Origin of the sequence: Streptomyces sp. FIT100 (assembly GCF_024584805.1) — a bacterium.
Taxonomy (GTDB): domain Bacteria; phylum Actinomycetota; class Actinomycetes; order Streptomycetales; family Streptomycetaceae; genus Streptomyces.
Genome location: NZ_CP075715.1, coordinates 1,076,795 through 1,092,651 on the forward strand (window position 1 = coordinate 1,076,795; position 15,857 = coordinate 1,092,651).

Sequence of the window (15,857 nt, forward strand, 5' to 3'; positions counted from 1 at the left end):
CATGGATCCGGACCTCGCGCTGCCGCCGCTCGTCGACCACCACTGCCACGGGGTGCTGCGCCATGACCTGGACGCGGACGAGTTCGCCTCGTACCTGACGGAGTCGGACGCCCCGGCCGCGCCCGGCACGAGCTTCTTCGACACACAGCTGGGCTTCGCCGTGCGCCGCTGGTGCCCGCCGCTGCTCGGGCTGGAGGCGCACTGCCCCGCCGAGCGCTACCTGGAGCGCCGCAGGGAGCTGGGGGCGCAGGAGGCGACACGGCGGCTGCTGCGGGCGAGCGGCACAGGCACGTACCTGGTCGACACGGGTCTGCCCGGGGACCTCACCGGTCCGGCGGAGCTCGCCGGGCTGGCCGGGCTCGACGACGGCAGGGGGCATGTGGTCGTACGGCTGGAGGCGCTGGCCGAGCGCACGGCGGACGCGAGCCACGGCCCCGGGGCGTTCGTCGAGGTGCTGGAACACGCCGTCGTCGCGTCCGCCCGTACCGCCGCCGGGTTCAAGTCGGTCGCCGCGTACCGCCACGGCCTCGGGCTGGACCCCGCGCCGCCGGAGCCCGTGGAGGTCCACGCCGCGGCCGCGCGCTGGATGGACTCACGTCCCCCGGGCGGGCGGCTGGGCGACCCCGTACTGCTGCGCCATCTGCTCTGGTCCGCGGTCCGCACCGGACTGCCGCTCCAGCTCCACACCGGTTTCGGCGACCCCGATCTGCGCCTCGACCACGCCGATCCGCTCCTGCTCACCGACTTCATCCGTGCGGTCGCCCCGTACGGCTGCCCGCTGGTGCTGCTGCACGGCTACCCGTACCACCGGCATGCGGCCTACCTCGCGAACGTGTTCACACATGTGTACGCCGATGTCGGCCTGGCCCTCTGCCACACGGGCGCCCGCGCCGGCGCCGTGCTCGCCGAGGCGCTGGAACTGACCCCGTTCGGGAAGCTGCTGTACTCCAGCGACGCGTTCGGGCTTCCCGAGCTGTACGTGGTCGGCGCGCGGGTCTTCGAGGAGGCGCTCCGCGGCGTCCTCGGCGCCTGGACGGGATCGGGTGCCTGGTCCGAGCCGGACGCCCGGCGGGTGGCACACCTGCTGGCGGCCGGCAACGCCCGCCGCCTGTACGGCCTCGGCCCGGAAACGGACTGAGCCCGCCCCCGCCGGGAGACGGCGGGGACGGGCTCGGCGAGAGCCGTCGGTCGTACGGCCGGCGGTCACATGGCGCCGGTCGTCCGGGACGTCAGCCGTTCGAGGCGTCCGTCGTCCGGAACGTCGGTCGTTCGTGGCGCCCGTCGTCCGGGACGTCAGTCGTCCGGGACGTCAGTCGTCCGGGTCGGCGCGCTCCAGCGCGGGGCGCGGACCGGGCCGGGACTCGGTCAGCAGGTAGTCCGCCGCCGCGGTGTCCGTCACCAGGCTGGTCACAAGCCCGGAGCGCAGCACCGCGCCGATCGCCGCCGCCTTGCGCTGTCCGCCGGCGATCGCCACGACCTCCGGGATCCGGCGCAGCCGGTCCGCCTCGACCGTGATGCAGCGCTCGCCGAGGTCGCGCCCGACGCGGCGGCCGTCCGCGTCGAAGAGGTGCGCGGACATCTCGGCGGCGACGCCGAGCGACGCGTAGTGCGACCGCTCCTCGTCCGTCAGCATGTCGTGGACCGTCGAGATGCCCGGCTCCCAGGAACCGATGGAGACGCAGGCGACGGTCACCTTGTCGAAGTACTCGAAGGCGCGCGCGATACCCGTCTGGTTCCGCAGCGCCGCCGCGGTCGCCGGATCGGGCAGCAGCATCGGCGCGTAGATCGGGTGGGCCTCGCCGCCGGAGACCTGGGCGGCCCGCCGGACGGCCTCGACGGAGCCGCGCTCGGCGGTCCCCGCGTCGTAGACGCCCGTCAACTGCACGACCGTGCACGGCGGCAGCCGGTCCAGCGCCGCCGCCATGTGGATCGTCGAGCGGCCCCAGGCCAGGCCCAGCACATCGCCCTCGGCCACCAGCTCCCCGAGGAGATCCGCGGCGACCTCGCCGAGGTTCTCCGGGTCGGGAGACTCGTCCTCGCCCTCGGCCGGGGATTCGACGACGACCGCGTGGCGCAGGCCGTAGCGGGCGCGCAGCGCGTCGGAGCGCTCCGCGTCCAGCTCCGCCGGGACGCGGATCTCGATCCGTACGAGGTCGCGTTCGAGCGCAGTCTCCAGGACCCGGGCCACCTTGAAGCGGCTGACGCCGAACTCCTCCGCGATCTGGATCTTGGACTTGCCCTCGAGGTAGAAGCGGCGGGCCATGGCCGCCGCCTGCACCAGCTCGGCGGGTCCCATCCGCAGGGCTGGTCGTCCCGCCGACATTGCAGACACCGCGCTCTCCTCACTGCTGTTCACACTCCGGAACCGTCATCCTGTCAGATCCGGGGGTAGTCGATCAGCCCTGTCGGGGCCCGTTCACGCAAGCGTGGCTCAGTGGTCGCATGCCCAGGGTGCCGAGGCGATCGTGCGGGACGCCAGGTCCCGCAGCGAACGCACGGCCTCGGCCGGGTCCTCGGCGCCGTACACCGCGGAACCGGCGACGAAGACGTCCGCGCCGGCCTCCGCGCACTGCTCGATGGTCGCCTCCGATACACCTCCGTCGACCTGCAGCCACAGCTCCAGATCGTGCTTGGCGATCAGCTCCCTGGTGCGGCGGATCTTCGGCAGCATGATGTCCAGGAACGCCTGGCCGCCGAAGCCCGGCTCCACGGTCATGATCAGCAGCATGTCGAGCTCGGGAAGCAGGTCCTCGTACGGCTCGACGGGCGTGGCGGGCTTGAGCGCCATCGAGGCGCGCGCACCCTTGGCACGGATCTCGCGGGCCAGCCGCACGGGGGCCGCGGCGGCCTCCACATGGAAGGTGACCGAACCGGCACCGGCCTCGACGTACTGCGGAGCCCAGCGGTCCGGATCCTCGATCATCAGATGGCAGTCCAGCGGGATGTCGGTCGCGCGGCTCAGCGACTCCACCACCGGCACACCGAGCGTCAGATTGGGCACGAAGTGGTTGTCCATGACATCTACGTGGAGCCAGTCGGCGCCTTCGACGGCCTGCGCCTCCTCGGCGAGGCGGGCGAAGTCGGCGGACAGGATGCTGGGGTTGATCTGGGCCATGTGCCAAGACTGCCATGCTGCGGCACCCGCCTGCGCGGGAGGCCGTGGATGCCGGGCCCCGCCGCGGGCGCGCGGGGTCAGGCCGTGCGGCGCAGCAGCGCCAGGTACATGGCGTCGGTGCCGTGGAGATGGGGCCAGAGCTGGACGTCGGGACCGTCGCCCAGCGCCGGGACGCCCGGCATCAGAGGGCGGGCGTCGATCCACTCGGCCTGCGCCGGGGCACCGCCGCGGCCCTTCAGGACGTCCTCGACGACGACCCGGGTCTCGGCGAGATGCGGCGAGCACGTCGCGTACCCGACAACTCCGCCGACCCGGACGGCCCGCAGGGCCTCGTGCAGGAGGGCGCGCTGGAGCGGCGCGAACCCCTCGAAGTCCTCCGGGCGGCGTCGCCAGCGGGCCTCGGGACGGCGGCGCAGGGCCCCCAGACCCGAGCACGGCACATCGACGAGGACGCGGTCGAAGGAGCCCGACCGCCACGGCGGGCGGGTGCCGTCGGCGGCGATGACCTGGTAAGGACCGGGGTTGCCGGCCAGGGCGCGCTCCACGAGACGGGCACGGTGCGGCTGCTTCTCGGAGGCGAGCAGCGTGGCACCGCGCCCGGCCGCCAGCGCGCCGAGCAGGGCCGCCTTGCCGCCGGGGCCCGCACAGCCGTCGAGCCAGCGCTCGTCCGGCCCGTCCAGCGGCGCGTTCGCCAGCGCGATCGCGACCAGCTGGCTGCCCTCGTCCTGCACGCCGACGCGCCCCTCCCGCACCAGCTCGAGCGCGCCCGGCTCGCCGCCCTCGGCGAGCCGCACGGCGTACGGGGACCAGCGGCCCGGCAGGCCGGACTCCTCACCGAGCAGCTCCAGCAGCTCCTCCGTCGTGGCCCGACCGGGCCGGGCCACCAGGGTCACCTCGGGCCGCTCGTTGTCGGCCTCCAGCAGGTCCTCGATCCCGGCGCGCCCGCCGCCCAGCGCGTCCCACAGCGCGGAGACCACCCACCGCGGATGCGAGTGCACCACGGCGAGATGATCCTCGGCGTCCTCCTCGTACGGCGGCGCGACCTGCTCCAGCCAGCCGTCCAGATCGTGCTGCGCGATCTTCCGCAGCACCGCGTTGACGAACTTGGCCCGCCCGTCGCCGAGCACGACCCGCGCCAGCTCCACGCTCGCCGACACTGCCGCGTGGGTCGGGATCCGTGTCCCCAGCAGCTGATGGGCGCCGAGCGAGAGCACGTCCAGGACGGGCGGGTCCACCTCGCGCAGCGGCCGGTCGACACAGGCCGAGATGATCGCGTCGTACGTCCCCTGCCGGCGCAGCGTGCCGTACACCAGCTCGGTCGCGAGCGCCGCGTCCCGGTTGTCGAACTCCCCCTGCTCCCTGGCCTTGCGCAGCAGCGGCGGCAGAACGAGATTGGCGTACGCGTCCCGCTCGTCGACGGCCCGCAGCGCATCGAAGGCGAGGACCCGCACGGGGTCCTTCTTCGGGCGCCGGTACGGCTTGTGGGGACGGCGACGGCTCTGCTCGCTCAAAAGGTGCTCCGCGTTCCGAAAGGGTCCAACCCGTTCAGCCTACGTCGGCCGCGCCGACCTTCTCGCCGGGGGAGATCCGCACCCCGCGCGCCCAGTCCGCCGCGGGCATCGGCTTCTTGCCCTGCGGCTGCACCCAGAGCAGCTCGACGGCGTGCGAACCGGTGCCCACGTACACGTTGTTCTTGCCCACGGAGAGCTCCCCGGGCGCGAGCTCCGTACGGTCCGGCACGAGCCGGGCGTTGACCACCTTCAGGCGCTCTCCCCGGAAGCCGGTCCATGCACCGGGGGCGGGCGTGCAGCCGCGCACCACGCGGTCGACCCGGAGGGCGGGGGCGCGCCAGTCGATGTGCGCGTCCTCGACGTTGATCTTCGGGGCGAGCGTGATGCCCTCGGCGGGCTGCGGAACGGCCTTGAGCGTGCCGTCCTCGACCCCGTCCATCGTCGCGGCCAGCAGCCCCGCGCCCGCGAACGCGAGCCGGGTCAGCAGATCGCCGCTGGTGTCCGTCGGCCGTACGTGCTCGGTGATCACACCGTAGATCGGCCCGGAGTCCAGGCCCTCCTCGATCTGGAAGGTCGAGGCGCCGGTCATCTCGTCCCCGGCGAGGATGGCGTGCTGCACGGGCGCCGCGCCACGCCACGCGGGCAGCAGCGAGAAGTGCAGATTGACCCAGCCGTGCGCGGGGATCTCCAGCGCGGCCTTGGGCAGCAGCGCGCCGTACGCGACGACCGGGCAGCAGTCCGGCGCGATCTCGCGCAGCCGCGCGAGGAAGTCCTCCTCGCGCGGCCTGGCGGGCTTGAGCACCTCGATCCCGGCCTCCTCCGCACGCTGCGCGACCGGGCTGGCGACCAGGTGCCGGCCGCGGCCTGCGGGGGCGTCCGGACGGGTCACGACCGCCGCGACCTCGTGCCGGTCCGAGGCGATCAGGGCGTCCAGGGCGGGTACGGCGACCTCGGGGGTGCCTGCGAAGACAAGTTTCACGGGGGTTACCTCGCTCTGTGTGCCGGATGTCCCGGACGTACCGGGTGGACGCGCGGCGTACCAGTCTATTTGCCATGACCGACAGGGGGCGCACGGACGTCCGTGCGCCCTGCGCATATGCCCTTGCACCCGAGCACCGTGACCACAACGCCCCGTATCGCGTTGGTCAAGAGAGATTGACCGAAACGGGCCGCCGCCGCCCCGCGTGCGGCCCGGACCTTTTCAACGCCGGTTCGAGAGGCTTGTTCATGGCCGACCACGCAACCCACGACGCCCAAGCCCGGGCGAGTCTGCATCTGTTGGTGCGGGACATCGAGCGGGTCCGCCGGCAGGTGGACGCACTGCGCACGCTCACGGCCCAGTTGGGCAACGTCTACCGTCCGCGTCGCTCCGGCCCGTCCACGGGCTTCGTCGTCTACGGCAGGGCCCCGGCCCCGACCGTCCGCCTGGCGCAGGAACTGCGGGACAGCGTCGAGACCTTGGTGACCGCGGCGGTGGACTTCGACCGTTCGCTCGGCTTCTCGTGGGACGCGGTGGGCTCGGCGCTGGGCGTCACGAAGCAGGCGGTCCACCGTCGTTACGGCACACGGCGGGCGACACCGCAGCCGGGGACGGCGGAGCCGGTCCCGGCCCAGTCGATGCCGACGGTCCCGACGGTCCCGACGGTGCCGGCCGTGCCGACGGTGCCCGCGGTGCCCGCCGCTCGGGCGATGCCGCCGCAGCCCCTCCGCGAGGAGATCCGCCCGAGCGCCTTCCCGGGGCCGCGCAACGGCTGACGCGGTGTTGCCGCGAGTCGGGTTGGCACCCGGGGTTCTTGTCCTCAAGCGCCGGACGGGCTGAGCAGTCGGGGTTGCCCGGTGGCGGTGTGGTGGGCCGGGCTTCTTGTCCTCAAGCGCCGGACGGGCTGGGTGTGTCGGCGTCACCCGGCGGCGTGCGGTTGCCGTCCGGGTGGCGCTGCGGGGCTCGTGTCCGGGACGGCATGCTGTGCTTTTCCGGGGGAAACCCCCGGACCCCCGTACGGCACGCCACCCGGGGTTGTGTACGTGCCGTGCGTGTTGCGTGCCACAAATCACGCTTGAGTGTCCCGAACCCGACCCCTCCGCACCCCCCGGGCCACCTCACCGGCCGTGGCCGACCCCGGCGGTCAGGTTTACGCCCACCGGCCCGCCCCAGCCGGACGACTGTCCACAAACCGCGAGGTGGCCACCTGGTTTGTGGGCAGGCGTTCCGCTGGGGGTCCCCCCCAGGACGAAGTCCTAGGGGGAGGAACGGGTGGGCACAAACCACCCACCGGCCCGCAGACGAGCAACGACCCGCGGGCGCGACAACCACCCACCCACCCGCACCCGGCGGACAACCCCGGGGCGGGGCCGTGCAGGGTCAGCCCCGCAGGAGACGGCGGCAGGCACCGGGTGCGCAACCTGGTGGAACCTGTACGCCGCCGCCTCCGAGGAGTCGAGCCCGGAGGGGCCCCGAACCGAACCACCCACCGGACACACCCCCAGCCCGTCCGGCGCTTGAGGACAAACACCCCGGGTGCCCACCCGACACCGGACAACACCGCCCACCCCAAGCCCGTCCGGCGCTTGAGGACAAGAACCCCGGGTGCCCACCCGGCATAGGGCAACACCGCACCCGCGACAGGGCAAACGACTCAGCCGATGTCCGGTGGATCCACCCGCACCCGTACCGGCGGCAGCGCACCCCGCGCCAGGCGGGCGGACTGGGCCGATTTGAGGGACGCGGCCAGGGCCGCGCCGCTGCCCGGGGGGACCCGGAGCAGCGCGCGGTCCCAGTGCTCCCCTGGCGGCGGGTCGCCGGGCCGCCGCGGCCGGCCCGGCGCGACGGGCGGGGCCGGCAGCGGCACCGGCCCCAGCACCTCCGCGTCCGCCGGCAGCGACACCGCGGCGAGGAACTCCGCCACCGCCTCCGCCGGCCCCGACACCGACGCCATCCGGGACACCGGCGGGAAGCCCAGCTCGGCCCGCTCCGCGAGCTCCCGCTGCGCGTGGCCGACGGGGTCCCAGCGGACCAGCGCCTGCACCGGCCGGAGCGTGGGCTCGGCGACGACCACGACGGTGCCGCCGTCCTCCTGGCCCCGCACGAGCGATGCCGCGTCCATCCAGCGACGCAGCGCCTCCTCGCCGGCCCGCAGGTCCGGCCGTCCCAGCATCGCCCAGCCGTCGAGCAGCAGCGCCGCCGCGTAGCCGCCCTCGGCGACCGGCTCGGCGCCCGGTGTGCTGACGACCAGCGCGGGCCTGGCAGGCACCGAATCCAGCACATGGTCGCGCCCGGAGGTCCGTACCGGCACCGCCGGAAACGCCCGGCCGAGCTCCTCCGCGGTGCGCCGTGCGCCCACGACCTGGGCCCGCAGCCGTGCGCCACCGCACTCCGGGCAGTGCCATCCGGCGGCGTCCCGCCCGCACCAGCCGCACAGCAGGTCCTGTTCGCGTGGGGCCTCCAGCGGGCCGGAGCAGTGCCGGCAGCGTGCGGGCGTGCGGCAGCGTTCGCAGGCGAGCCTCGGCACGTATCCTCGCCGGGGCACCTGGACCAGCACCGGGCCGGTCCGCAGCCCGTCGCGGACGGCCTGCCACGCGAGCGACGGCAGGCGCGCGGCCCGTGCCGCCTCGTCCCGGGCCAGCTCGCCGTCGCCGACGGTGCGCACCAGCGGCGCGGCGCGCCGCACCTGGCCGCGGTCCGCGCTCAGCGGCGACGCCCAGCCGGTCTCGACGAGCTGCGCCGCCTCGACGGTGCAGCTGACGCCGCCGAGCAGGAAGCCGCACCGGTCGTGGGCGGCGCGCAGCAGCAGCACCTCCCGGGCGTGCGGCAGCGGTGCGTGCGGCTCGCTGTGGCTGGCGTCGCCGTCGTCCCATATCGCAACGAGCCCGAGGTCCTGCACCGGGGCGAACATCGCGGCCCGGGTGCCGACGACGGCCCGCACGGATCCCCGGCGTACGGCAAGCCACTGCCGGTACCGCTTCTCGGGGCCGGCCTCGGCGGTCAGCACGGCGTGCCGCCCGTCGCCGAGCAGTGCGGTGAGCGCGGCGTCGACCCGCGCGACCGCTCGCCCGTCCGGGACGACGACGAGCGCGCCCCGCCCGGAGGCGAGGGTCGCGGCGACGGCCCGGGCGAGCTCGTCCGCCCAGTGCGGTCCGGGCAGCGCGGTCCACACGGCGCGCGGTGCGCCGCCGCCGGCGAGCGCGGCCAGGAAGCCGGAACCCCGGCCGTACCGCTCCCAGGTGCCGACCTCCGGAGCCGTGGGCTGCGGCAGCGGCTCCGGTGAGGGCTGCCCCTCGGCACGGGCGCTGCGCGGCGGCACCGCGAGCTGGAGGACGTCGGCGAGGCTGCCCGCGTACCGGTCGGCGACGGCGCGGGCGAGGGTGAGCAGCTCGGGGCTGAGCACGGGCTCGGGTGAGACGACGCCGGCGAGGGCGGCAAGCGGACCGGAGTAGTCGGACTCGGCGCGCCGTTCGACGACGAAGCCGTCGATCAGCCGCCCGCCCTCGCGCCGTCCGTCTCGCACCTGGTGTGCGCCGGCTCCGAAGCGGACGCGGACCCGTACCCCGGGCTGGGCGGCGGCGTCGAGCTCTTCCGGCACGGCATAGTCGAAGAACTGGTCGAGGTGAAGCACGCCCTTGTTCACGACGACCCGGGCGACCGGCAGCTCCTTGGCGAGCGCGGCCCCCCGCCAGGTGCGCGGCTTGGCGCGCGGCACCTTTGCCTGCCGTACGCTCTCGCGGATGAGCGCAAGCTGCTCCGGCGGCCCCTCCTCGGGCCGGTCGGAATGTTCGTCGTCGCTGCTCACAGCCACATTCCTACCAGAGGCCACCGACAGTGCCGATGGCGTGGGAAAAGGCCGGGGCCCGGACCGATCCGGTCCGGGCCCTGGTCGAACAGCCTGTGCGTGGTGGGACGAGGTCAGAGCCCTGCGGCGGCGCGCAGCGCGTCGACGCGGTCGGTGCGCTCCCAGGTGAAGTCGGGCAGCTCGCGTCCGAAGTGACCGTACGCCGCCGTCTGCGCGTAGATCGGCCGCAGCAGGTCGAGATCCCGGATGATCGCGGCCGGACGCAGATCGAAGACCGCACCGATCGCGCTCTCGATCTTCTCCGCGTCGACGGCGGCGGTGCCGAAGGTCTCCACGAACAGACCGACCGGCTCGGCCTTGCCGATCGCGTACGCCACCTGCACCTCGCAGCGCGACGCCAGACCCGCGGCCACCACGTTCTTCGCCACCCAGCGCATCGCGTACGCCGCCGAACGGTCCACCTTCGACGGGTCCTTGCCCGAGAACGCCCCACCGCCGTGACGGGCCATGCCCCCGTACGTGTCGATGATGATCTTCCGCCCGGTCAGACCCGCGTCACCCATCGGGCCACCGATCTCGAAACGCCCGGTCGGATTGACCAGCAGCCGGTAGCCCTCGGTGTCCAGCTTGATGCCGTCCTCGACGAGCTGCTTCAGCACGTGCTCGACAACGAACTCGCGAATGTCCGGCGCCAGCAGCGAGTCCAGGTCGATGTCGGAGGCGTGCTGCGAGGAGACCACCACCGTGTCCAGCCGCACCGCCTTGTCACCGTCGTACTCAACGGTGACCTGCGTCTTGCCATCCGGACGCAGATACGGGATCGTCCCGTTCTTACGCACCTCGGACAGTCGGCGCGACAGCCGGTGCGCCAGATAGATCGGCAGCGGCATCAGCTCGGGCGTCTCATCGCACGCGTACCCGAACATCAGGCCCTGGTCACCCGCGCCCTGCCTGTCCAGCTCGTCCGCGACTCCGCCTGCGGCGGCACCCTCGACCCGCGACTCGTACGCCGTGTCGACACCCTGGGCGATGTCCGGCGACTGGGCGCCGATGGACACGGAGACACCGCAGGAAGCGCCGTCGAAGCCCTTCTTCGAGGAGTCGTAACCGATCTCGAGGATCTTGTTGCGCACCAGCGTGGCGATGTCGGCGTATGCCTTCGTCGTCACCTCGCCGGCCACATGAACCAGGCCGGTGGTGATCAACGTCTCGACGGCGACGCGCGAGGAGGGGTCCTCCTGGAGCAGCGCGTCGAGGATGGTGTCACTGATCTGGTCAGCGATCTTGTCGGGGTGGCCCTCGGTCACGGACTCCGAGGTGAACAGGCGACGGGACACAACGCTCCCTGGGGTTGCAGCGGCTGCTGGCTGATCATTGGCGGACCGGCCGGGGGGCTGCGCCCCGCGTCGTTCCGAGGGACAGTTTATCGGGCACCTTCGGCCGTTGGACCACGTGTCTCGCTTCGTGGGAGGCGAAAGACCGTGGAGAGGGAACCTCGGACAGGACCCACACCTGCCCGAAATGCCCGCATTCGGCAAGTTTGTCGCCGACATTGGGGTGAATGGTTCGTGACTGTGAAGTTCGCCCCAGATTCACCCGGATGACGCCTCCTGTCGCCGGGTGCGGCACATCACATCGCGCTCGACATCCGCGCGCTCAGGCCAGACGGGGCGCCACGAGGTCCCACACGGTGTCCGCGAGGGCCTCCTTCGGCCCGTACGGTACGGGCGTCTCGGCGCCGTCCGCCGCAAGGACCACGGCTTCGTTCTCCTCCGAGCCGAAGGTCTTGCGCTCCCCCACCTCATTGACGACGAGCAGGTCGCAGCCTTTGCGGCGGAGCTTGTCGCGGCCGTTGGCGAGCACGTCGTCGGTCTCGGCGGCGAAACCGACGATCACCTGGCCGGGACGGGCCCGGTCGGCGGAGATCTCGGCAAGGATGTCCGGATTACGCACGAGAACGATGGGCGCGGGCTCCTGGCCGTCCTTCTTCTTGATCTTGCCTTCGGCGTACGTCGCGGGGCGGAAGTCGGCGACGGCCGCGGCCATCACGACGGCATCGGCGTCGGAGGCGGCCTTGAGCACGGCCTCGCGCAGTTGCACGGCAGTGCCCACGTGGACGACGTCCACGCCCGCCGGGTCCGCCATGCCGGTGTTGGCCTCGATCAGGGTCACCCGGGCGCCACGGGCCGCCGCGGTGCGCGCCAGGGCGTATCCCTGCTTGCCGGAGGAGCGGTTGCCCAGGTAGCGCACCGGGTCGAGGGGCTCGCGCGTTCCTCCGGCGCTGATCACCACGTGGCGGCCGGCCAGGTCGGGGAGGGCGGCGCCGCGGGCGAGCACCCTGCGGCAGACCTCGAAGATCTCGCCCGGGTCCGGCAGCCGCCCCTTGCCGGTGTCGACGCCGGTGAGCCGGCCGACGGCGGGCTCGACGACGACGGCGCCACGGCGGCGCAGCGTGGCCACGTTCTCCTGGGTGGCGGGGTGCTCCCACATCTCGGTGTGCATCGCGGGCGCGAAGACGACGGGGCAGCGGGCGGTGAGCAGGGTGTTGGTGAGCAGGTCGTCGGCGAGGCCGTGGGCGGCCTTGGCCAGCATGTCGGCGGTCGCCGGCGCGACGACGACGAGGTCGGCCTGCTGGCCGATCCGCACATGGGGCACCTCGTGGACGTCCGACCAGACCTCGGTGGCCACCGGGTGCCCGGAGAGCGCCGACCAGGTCGCGGCGCCGACGAAGTGGAGCGCCGACGCGGTGGGCACGACGCGCACGTCGTGGCCCGACTCGGTCAGCCGTCGAAGCAGCTCGCACGCCTTGTAGGCGGCGATGCCACCGCTGACCCCCAGGACGACCTTCGGCTTGTCCACTGCGTCTCCCCGCACTCGGCTCCGTACCTATGACACACCACAGGCCCGGCAGGTGCGCTGCCGGGCCTGTGGTCCAAAAACCGTGACGCCTACTGGGCCGGGCCCTCGATGGCCTCGGAGGTCAGCAGACCCGCGTTGATCTCACGCAGGGCGATCGAGAGCGGCTTCTCGTGGACGTGCGTGTCGACGAGCGGACCGACGTACTCAAGCAGGCCCTCACCGAGCTGCGAGTAGTACGCGTTGATCTGACGCGCGCGCTTGGCCGCGTAGATCACGAGGCTGTACTTCGAGTCCGTGGCCTCGAGCAGCTCGTCGATCGGCGGGTTGATGATGCCCTCGGGCGCAGTGATGGAAGAGGACACGCTCTACCTTCCGAAAGATGGGAAAAAAATTTCAGACACTGTGGGGATCCGGGGGTCATTCCCCAGAAGACAGCAGCATCAAGGCTAGCAGCTCACGCGCCACGTCCTCGACGGAGGTGTTGACCAGGGTGGTGTCGAACTCCGATTCGGCGGCGAGTTCGACCTTGGCGGCTTCGAGACGGCGCTCGATGACGTCCGAGGACTCGGTGCCCCGGCCGGTGAGCCGGCGGACCAGCTCGTCCCAGCTCGGCGGGGCGAGGAAGACCAGCTGGGAGTCCGTCATGGACTCCTTGACCTGCCGGGCGCCCTGGAGATCGATCTCCAGCAGCACCGGCTCACCCGCCTCCAGGCGCTCGAGCACGGCGCGACGCGGGGTGCCGTAGCGATTGCCCGCGAATTCTGCCCATTCCAGGAGCTCACCGTTGGCGACCAGCTTGTCGAATTCCTCGTCGCTGACGAAGAAGTACTGGACACCGTGACGCTCGCCGGGGCGCGGCTTTCGGGTGGTGGCCGACACCGAGAGCCAGACCTCGGGGTGGACCTTGCGCATATGGGCGACGACCGTGCTCTTACCGACCCCGGAGGGGCCGGAGAGCACGGTCAGCCGCGGACGTACCTCTGCTGCCATGCAGCGATTATTCCAGTTTCCCGGCAGTGCCCCGGACGTCAGGCGCCGGTGCTGCCGAACTCGCGCTCGAGGGAGGCGATCTGGTTGGAGCCGAGACCTCGCACCCGGCGGCTCTCGGAGATGCCGAGCCGCTCCATGATCTGCTTGGCGCGGACCTTGCCCACGCCGGGGAGGGACTCGAGCAGGGCGGAGACCTTCATCTTGCCAATGACGTCGTTCTCCTGGCCCTGCTTGATCACCTCGTGGAGGGAGGCGCCGGAGTGCTTGAGTCGATTCTTGACCTCGGCCCGCTCCCGGCGAGCCGCGGCGGCCTTTTCGAGCGCGGCTGCGCGCTGTTCAGGGGTAAGGGGCGGAAGAGCCACGCCTACGTCACCTCGGATGTCGAACTGTCGGATACGGACCGGTGAGGAACCTAGTCGCCCCACACCAGGCGAGCAACGAGCAACGCAGTGCACGTTTGCTCTCGACGGAGACTAGCGGCCGAGACCGCTCCAGTCAGCGAGAACAGCGGAAAAGTCCTGGTCAGCATCGGCCGACCTGGATATTCCAGACATAAGACCCCGGTTTCTGTCAAGAAACCGTCCATGAAGAACGCGACTCAGGGTCCACTCGGCGCTCTTCGGTCACGCTCCGGCGACGGCCGTGCGCACTTCGTCGGCGAAGCGGGCGGCCGCTTCGCGCAGCGCCGCGACGTCCGGCCCGTGGCGCAGGACGCCTCGGCTGACGCTCGGGACGACGTTCCCGACGGCGCTGCCGAAGACGCCCGGGAGATCCGCGGGGGTGGCGCCCTGGGCGCCGATGCCCGGCGCGAGCAGCGGGCCGTTGATGTCCAGGTCGACACCGGCCTCGCCCAGGGTGGCACCGACGACCGCGCCGACCGAGCCGAGCGGCTCGGCGCCCGCGTTCTCGTCCGCCATGTGGTTCAGCATGAGCTGGGCGAGCGAGACCCCGCCGGCCGCCGTGGAGCGCTGCACCTCGGCGCCCTCCGGGTTGGAGGTGAGGGCGAGGACGAAGACCCCGCAGCCGTTGATCACGGCCTGGTCCAGGGCCGGGCGGAGCGAGCCGAAGCCGAGGTACGGCGAGACCGTGACCGCGTCCGAGAAGAGCGGCGAGTCCTTGCGCAGGAACGTCTCGGCGTACGCGCCCATGGTCGAGCCGATGTCGCCGCGCTTGGCGTCCATCAGCACCAGGGTCCCGGCGGCGCGCGCCTCCGCCACGGCCTTCTCCAGGACCGCGATACCGCGCGAGCCGAAGCGCTCGAAGAACGCCGACTGGGGCTTGAGCACGGCGACCCGGTCGGCGAGCGCCTCGACGACGGTGCGGGTGAAGCGCTCCAGACCCGCGATATCGTCGTTCAGGCCCCACGCGGTGAGCAGCGTGGCGTGCGGGTCGATGCCGACGCAGAGCGGCCCGCGGGTGTCCATGGCGTGGCGCAGCCGGGCGCCGAAGGGTTCCGAGCTCTCCAGAGGGCTCATGCGGTGGCTGCCTTTCGGGTCTCGGCGCCGACGGCCTCGGCGAGGGTGGCGTACGGACTGGCGGCCAGGCGTGCGGCGAGGCCCTTGTGGATGGCGCGGGCGTAGAGCGGACCCTCGTAGATGAAGGCGCTGTAGCCCTGGACGAGGGTGGCGCCGGCGAGGATGCGCTGCCAGGCGTCGTCGGCGTTCTCGATGCCGCCGACGCCGACGAGGGTGATGCTGTCGCCCACACGGGCGTACAGGCGGCGCAGCACCTCCAGGGAGCGCTGCTTGAGGGGTGCGCCGGAGAGGCCGCCGACCTCCTTGACCAGCGCCGGGTCGGAGGCCAGGCCGAGGCCGTCGCGGGCGATGGTGGTGTTGGTGGCGATGATGCCGTCCAGGCCGAGCTCGACGGCCAGGTCGGCGACGGCGTCGACGTCCTCGTCGGCGAGATCGGGCGCGATCTTGACGAGGAGCGGGACGCGGCGCTCGGGGACGGTGTGGTCGGCGGCCTCGCGCACGGCGCTGAGCAGCGGGCGCAGGGCCTCTGTGGCCTGGAGGTTGCGCAGGCCGGGGGTGTTCGGGGAGCTGACGTTCACCACGAGGTAGTCGGCGTAGGGGGCGAGCCGCTCGGTCGAGGTCACGTAGTCGGCGACGGCCTCCTCCTCGGGGACGACCTTGGTCTTGCCGATGTTGACGCCGACGGTGGTCCGGAAGATCTCGTGGCGGGTGGCGAGGCGGGCGGCGACCGCGGCCGAGCCCTCGTTGTTGAAGCCCATGCGGTTGATCAGGGCACGGTCCGGTACGAGCCGGAAGAGCCGCTTCTTCGGGTTGCCGGGCTGCGCCCGGGCCGTGACCGTGCCGATCTCGACGTGGTCGAAGCCGAGCATGGCCATGCCGTCGACGGCGATGGCGTTCTTGTCGAAGCCGGCGGCGAGTCCGAAGGGGCCGTGCATGCGCAGGCCGAGCGCCTCGGTGCGCAGTTCCTTGTACCGGGGGGCCAGGGCCGCCGCGGCGATGGTGCGCAGCACGGGGATGCGGACCGCGAGACGGATCCAGCGGAAGGCCAGGTGGTGGGCGTCTTCCGGGTCCATCCGCTTGAAGAGCAGGTTGAAGAACAGCTTGTACATGTCGGTGTCCTCAT

Annotated in this window: 14 protein-coding genes; 2 read left to right on the top strand and 12 right to left on the bottom strand. The window is 72.5% G+C overall.

All coding sequences use genetic code 11. From position 1 onward, the window contains the following. Position 1: 1 nt before the first annotated feature. Entirely contained in the window at positions 2–1,138 is a 1,137-nt protein-coding gene (locus KK483_RS04580; protein ID WP_262003922.1) for an amidohydrolase, read from the top strand. Between the two features lie 171 nt (positions 1,139–1,309). Here the strand turns inward: KK483_RS04580 and KK483_RS04585 are convergent, their stop codons facing one another. The 4 genes from KK483_RS04585 to fmt form a co-directional block, all read right to left on the bottom strand. Further along, positions 1,310–2,356, bottom strand: coding sequence for a sugar-binding transcriptional regulator (locus KK483_RS04585; protein WP_262003923.1), 1,047 nt, complete (start codon positions 2,354–2,356; stop codon positions 1,310–1,312). A gap of 75 nt (positions 2,357–2,431) precedes the next feature. Further along, positions 2,432–3,115, bottom strand: a complete 684-nt coding sequence (gene rpe, locus KK483_RS04590) for a ribulose-phosphate 3-epimerase (RefSeq protein ID WP_262003924.1) — start codon at positions 3,113–3,115, stop codon at positions 2,432–2,434. Between the two features lie 77 nt (positions 3,116–3,192). Further along, a complete protein-coding gene (locus KK483_RS04595) occupies positions 3,193–4,626 on the bottom strand; it encodes an RsmB/NOP family class I SAM-dependent RNA methyltransferase (RefSeq protein ID WP_262003925.1) in 1,434 nt (477 codons plus the stop codon). A 34-nt stretch (positions 4,627–4,660) separates the two neighbouring features. After that, positions 4,661–5,605, bottom strand: coding sequence for a methionyl-tRNA formyltransferase (fmt, locus tag KK483_RS04600; protein ID WP_262003926.1), 945 nt, complete (start codon positions 5,603–5,605; stop codon positions 4,661–4,663). A gap of 248 nt (positions 5,606–5,853) precedes the next feature. Between fmt and KK483_RS04605 the strand changes: the two genes are divergently transcribed. Further along, entirely contained in the window at positions 5,854–6,381 is a 528-nt protein-coding gene (locus KK483_RS04605) for a hypothetical protein (RefSeq protein ID WP_262003927.1), read from the top strand. An 878-nt stretch (positions 6,382–7,259) separates the two neighbouring features. On the opposite strand, the gene KK483_RS04610 is transcribed toward KK483_RS04605, so the two are convergent. The 8 genes from KK483_RS04610 to KK483_RS04645 form a co-directional block, all read right to left on the bottom strand. Further along, positions 7,260–9,410, bottom strand: a complete 2,151-nt coding sequence (locus tag KK483_RS04610; protein WP_262003928.1) for a primosomal protein N' — start codon at positions 9,408–9,410, stop codon at positions 7,260–7,262. Positions 9,411–9,523: 113 nt separating this feature from the next. Then, positions 9,524–10,747 (bottom strand): methionine adenosyltransferase, encoded by a 1,224-nt coding sequence (gene metK, locus KK483_RS04615; RefSeq protein ID WP_262003929.1) that lies wholly within the window; start codon positions 10,745–10,747, stop codon positions 9,524–9,526. 319 nt (positions 10,748–11,066) lie between these two features. Then, positions 11,067–12,269 (bottom strand): bifunctional phosphopantothenoylcysteine decarboxylase/phosphopantothenate--cysteine ligase CoaBC, encoded by a 1,203-nt coding sequence (gene coaBC, locus KK483_RS04620; RefSeq protein ID WP_262003930.1) that lies wholly within the window; start codon positions 12,267–12,269, stop codon positions 11,067–11,069. A gap of 89 nt (positions 12,270–12,358) precedes the next feature. Further along, positions 12,359–12,631, bottom strand: a complete 273-nt coding sequence (gene rpoZ / locus KK483_RS04625) for a DNA-directed RNA polymerase subunit omega (protein ID WP_005319902.1) — start codon at positions 12,629–12,631, stop codon at positions 12,359–12,361. A 55-nt stretch (positions 12,632–12,686) separates the two neighbouring features. Continuing rightward, the gene (gmk, locus tag KK483_RS04630; protein WP_262003931.1) at positions 12,687–13,259 is read right to left on the bottom strand and encodes a guanylate kinase; all 573 of its coding nucleotides are present in this window, start codon (positions 13,257–13,259) and stop codon (positions 12,687–12,689) included. 38 nt (positions 13,260–13,297) lie between these two features. Further along, positions 13,298–13,621, bottom strand: a complete 324-nt coding sequence (locus tag KK483_RS04635; RefSeq protein WP_026246651.1) for an integration host factor — start codon at positions 13,619–13,621, stop codon at positions 13,298–13,300. 261 nt (positions 13,622–13,882) lie between these two features. Continuing rightward, positions 13,883–14,734: an orotidine-5'-phosphate decarboxylase gene (gene pyrF / locus KK483_RS04640; protein WP_262003932.1), complete on the bottom strand. Its 852-nt coding sequence runs from the start codon at positions 14,732–14,734 to the stop codon at positions 13,883–13,885. Further along, on the bottom strand, positions 14,731–15,843 hold the full coding sequence (locus tag KK483_RS04645) for a quinone-dependent dihydroorotate dehydrogenase (RefSeq protein WP_262003933.1): 1,113 nt from the start codon (positions 15,841–15,843) through the stop codon (positions 14,731–14,733). Before KK483_RS04645 ends, pyrF begins: the two co-directional genes overlap by 4 nt. Positions 15,844–15,857 lie beyond the last annotated feature (14 nt).